Origin of the sequence: Candidatus Cardinium hertigii (assembly GCF_050864855.1) — a bacterium.
GTDB classification, from domain to species: domain Bacteria; phylum Bacteroidota; class Bacteroidia; order Cytophagales; family Amoebophilaceae; genus Cardinium; species Cardinium hertigii_C.
Window position 1 is genome coordinate 1 of sequence record NZ_JBOZWW010000067.1, and the last position, 4654, is coordinate 4654.

The following is a 4654-nucleotide window of genomic DNA, read 5'->3' on the forward strand; positions in this document are numbered from 1 at the left end:
AATCGAATCAGATAACTGGAATAAAGGATGTTTCGGGTTAAGAAAACTAGATAAGCGTTGCTCAAACAAACGCTCAAGGCTATTATTTATTTTCTTAGATTTCATCCTTATTTTGCAAGCTTTTTATACAAAACAACTCTAAAACTGGTTATTAACCAATACAAATTTAACCATTTATTTGCTGATTAACAAATAATTATACAGTATTTCAGGACCGACTAAATAAATGTCTTAGTTCATCTAAATGTATCAATCGGTTATTACCCTTTAAAACAATATAATCTTGTCCTATGGAATTTTTTGTAACTATGCCAAGGATGGGAAATTTATAATGATTATCAAAATATTCTATAAAATATTTGGCATGTATTTCCATGCCTCCAATCAATGGAGGAAGACGGTCTGCAAAGAATAGAATACCTGATGGGTTCATCTACTTTATTTTTTGAGTGCTTGTTCCAAGATATGCACAATTTTTTGTGCTGCATAGCCATCTCCATAGGGGAAATGTACTTTTGACATGCTGGTCAATAAAGTTGGATCATTGAGTAATCTACTGGCAGTTTTAATAATATTTTCTTTGCTTGTTCCTACTAATATGCCTGTACCAGATTCAATAACCTCTGGTCTTTCTGTTATGTATCTAATGACCAGTATGGGCTTCCCAATAAATGTTACTTCTTCTTGTATACCACCAGAATCTGTGATTACAAATCTACATTCTTTTAGCAATTTAATAAATGTAATATGGTCTACTGGTGGAATACAATCAATGTTATCCATACTTGCTAGTATCGCTTTTACAGGATCCATTATAGAAGGATTTGGATGTAAACAAAATACAATTTTAATTTTTGGAAATTGTTTGGCAAGTATAGACAAACCACTACAAATTTCTTTTAATACTCTACCATGATTTTCCCTTCTGTGAATGGTAACCAATATAAATGGTACTTTATAGTTAATATTTGATTGATCTACTTTGTTGTATATAAGCCTTATAGCATCAATAGAGGTGTTACCTACCACCCAAATTTTATCGATTGAAACGCCTTCTTTAATAAGATTAATATTTGCTTGATGGGTTGGCGCAAAAAAAAAGGAACTAACTTTATCTATAAAGCATCTATGCATTTCTTCGGGCCAAGGGGTATATAGATTACCTGTACGCAAACCTGCCTCTACATGTGCCACGGATATACCCGCATAAAATCCAGCAAGTGCTGCTATAAAAGCCGTTGTGGTATCCCCTTGAACCATTATTAAATCTGGTCTTAATTTTTTTAAAATATTACCCAACTGTGATAACATCATTGTAGCACTTTGAGTAAGATCCCCATCACTTTCTATTGGTTCAAATTGATAACTGGCTTTGATATGCATATTTTCAAGTAATATGTCCAGTAAAGAGGTATGTTGTCTGGTTATACATATTTTATGGTGAAAACATTTTTTATTTTCAAGGGCGCTAATAATAGGCGCGAGCTTTATTGCCTCAGGTCTGGTGCCTATTACGGTCATTATCGTTTTCATTTTGGCAACACTCCAGTAAAATCAAGAAAAATCTTTTTTTCTAATAAATGATTAGGGATATCTAAAAATATATCGTGGGCAACTAAACGCACGATCATATCTGCTTCTATTAGGATATCATTTATCGGTACTATACCGTTAACGTAGGGATCAATAGCCATAATATTAAAGTCTTTTTTTAGGGAATCAATTATTTTTATAGCAGATGATTCTCGTGTGTCAGATACATTAGCTTTATACGACATGCCTAAGCAAGCGATGGTTTTAACATTATTTTCTTGAGCCTGCTTGTTTATTTTTTGAATGACCCAATTGGTTTTATGGATATTAACTTCCCGTGCTTTTAAAATAAGTGTAGAAAATTCAGGTGCTGCACTAGCTAAAAAGTATGGATCTATGGCTATGCAATGGCCACCAACGCCTGGTCCAGGTTGTAAGATATTTACACGTGGGTGTTTGTTGGCTAGCCTAATTAATGTATGTATATTTAGATTAACCTGATCAGCAAGCATAGATAACTCATTGGCATATGCAATATTGATGTCACGATAGCTGTTTTCTATAAGTTTTACTGCTTCTGCGGTTCTAGCATCCGTAATTTCGACTTCTCCGCGTACAAATGAATCATAAAAGTTAGCAGCTTGCATACCAGATTCCTTATCTACTCCTCCCACTATTCTACTGTTACAGATTAATTCATCAACAATATTACCTGGTAATACTCTTTCCGGACAATAGGCTAAACATATACCACTAGCATAAGTACCTCGAACCGCTTTGGCAATCGTTTCAGTTGTACCTATAGGACATGTCGATTCAATGAGTACGAGGTCACCATTTTTAAGGTGTGGTTGAATCGTTTCAATGGCTGAACGCACATAAAAAATATTGGGTTTATTGTCTCTATCTAATGGTGTTTGTACAGTGATGATATAGATATCAGAAGATTCAATTTTTGTTGATAGCCTAAGATTACCACTATCTATCTGTTTTATAGATAGATCCTTTAATTGGGGCTCCCAAGCCATATAGTTACCTTCATAAATGTTTGATATAATCTTTTCATTAATATCTACACCGAGTACTGAATAGCCTGCATTAGCTATCACACAAGCTGTAGGAAATCCTACATACCCTAACCCTACCATACAAACTTTTTGACGCATTTTACTAAGTAGGTTTTGTTTTTTAGAGGTAAATTATACATAATAAAATTATGGGATATTTACGATAAAATTATCACTTTTTATTAAGTATAAAATGGTTAAAATGGCTGATGCCTTATTTTTCTTGTAGCGTTGTTCGAGCTAAGAGATCTGCTGGACGACTAATCTTTTTATCTGGTAGAAGTGGTTAAATGATGATCTACATAATTAATAGATTTATACCAGCAAATACTGATTATAAGTAAAAGCATAAATAAGATTAATGAAATATTTTGAAGGCTATTCGTATTGAACAATTCAAGTAGACCAATTTGTATCCAAGCTGATCCTGCTTTTCCTATATTAGAACCTAAGATATCTACAGCAGTCTTCCCCTTGACCTTAATACTTGGAGCAAGGGGAATGTAAGCTATTTGTATGGTTTTGTCAAAAAAAGCATATTTTACGACCCTAATAACTATGCTTTGCACACCACCCCACCATGCAATATACCTGGCAAAACTAGTTCCTATACTATTTTGTAAGAATGGAACACTGTTTTTAGCATAACTCATTAAAAAAAATGAACACCCCATAATAGCTATACTTATGGGTACTATTTTTATAGCTTTGCCCCAACCAAACTTTTCAATAAATCCCCTAGTAAGAAACAGAGAAGTGGCTAATGCAAAAATACCTGACCAGAATGCTACTGATGATGAAAAATTTTGATAATCTATTGATTTAGGAAACACATCTTTAATATACGATTTCCAAGTTGCTTCCATAAGATTAACAGAAAATGCGCAAGATATTACCATCATGGCTAGATGTGTCAAATATTTTGAGCATATGATATAATGAAAACTTTCTCTTAGAGATAGCCTAATTTTTGTAGAAACTGCCCTTGAATGATAAACGTTACCCGGGTTCTTGTTTATAGTCTTATTTACCCACCAATAGGTAAAAAGTATTAATACACATAAAACAACTATATACCGTGCTAAAGATTGAACCGTTAATAAGAAGGGGACGTTCTTTTTTAGCAAAACCTGAATAAGTTGTGCAGTAATAATTAAAGGTAAATCTCCTGCAGCAATTAGTATTCCATAATACTTTTTACCTTCATCTACAGTACAAATACTATTTGCAAAATTCCAGTATAATACCATTAGTACTACCTGACCCCAAAGTTCTGCTATAATAAAAAACAATACGTGTATCCAGTGACGAAATATAGCGATCCAATGGAGATGTTTTCCATCCGAATAAATGGTTAGTCGGTCTGCTATAATATTAGGACTTCCCTTATATGCATTTGGATATAACAAAAAGCAGTATAGTAGAATGCAGCATAAGAAGAAAAGAATTGTGCTATAAAATAGGGTTGATTGCTTAAAGTGATTATCTAATTTGGTATAAAATATAACAACCACTATAGAAAGTGGAAAAATAATAGCCCCCTTGATAATAGGGATCACTTCTGCACTAGAAGAATGCGCTGTAATCAGCAATGTATCTTTAATACCTGCCAGTATACAATATACTAGAGCAAGCAGAAACTTTAGAACTAGTAGTCCGCCTATTTTTTTCTCATTAGCATACTGTATCTCTATAATAGGCCTAAATAGCGCTTTAACCTTTGATAACAAATTAGCTTTTGTCATACAACCAGAGGTATTTATTAACGTCAATTCTGGATTAGACTTATTGTAAACCAGTTGTATATATATTAGTTATAGAAGGGTTTTTTTTGTCCCATAAGCTGTAATTCCAGCTATCAAATTGACAAAGAAATTAAGTATACTTCTATGTCTGGAATGTTCTATTGGACTAACATTTTTAAGCTGATCGATAATGGTTTCAATGATGGATCGCTTGGTTATAGCTCTCTGCATTTAAGTTTGTAACTTATTTTTAAGTTTATTAGATTTTTGTTTCAAACTATAGGATCATTTTCAATCTATTTATTAAAT

At 33.0% G+C, this 4654-nt stretch carries 4 protein-coding genes and 1 pseudogene; all 5 read right to left on the reverse strand.

Annotation, left to right across the window (positions count from 1 at the left end; genetic code table 11):
• Positions 1-208 precede the first annotated feature (208 nt).
• Positions 209-433, reverse strand: a complete 225-nt coding sequence (locus ACRRVB_RS04850; RefSeq protein ID WP_432466830.1) for a hypothetical protein — start codon at positions 431-433, stop codon at positions 209-211.
• 5 nt (positions 434-438) lie between these two features.
• The gene (gene wecB / locus ACRRVB_RS04855; protein ID WP_432466831.1) at positions 439-1521 is read right to left on the reverse strand and encodes a non-hydrolyzing UDP-N-acetylglucosamine 2-epimerase; all 1083 of its coding nucleotides are present in this window, start codon (positions 1519-1521) and stop codon (positions 439-441) included.
• 8 nt (positions 1522-1529) lie between these two features.
• Positions 1530-2699 (reverse strand): nucleotide sugar dehydrogenase, encoded by a 1170-nt coding sequence (locus ACRRVB_RS04860; RefSeq protein WP_432466832.1) that lies wholly within the window; start codon positions 2697-2699, stop codon positions 1530-1532.
• 170 nt (positions 2700-2869) lie between these two features.
• Positions 2870-4372, reverse strand: coding sequence for an Npt1/Npt2 family nucleotide transporter (locus ACRRVB_RS04865; RefSeq protein ID WP_432466833.1), 1503 nt, complete (start codon positions 4370-4372; stop codon positions 2870-2872).
• A gap of 13 nt (positions 4373-4385) precedes the next feature.
• A pseudogene (locus tag ACRRVB_RS04870) lies at positions 4386-4564 on the reverse strand (transposase); the annotation flags it as partial.
• Positions 4565-4654: the final 90 nt, after the last annotated feature.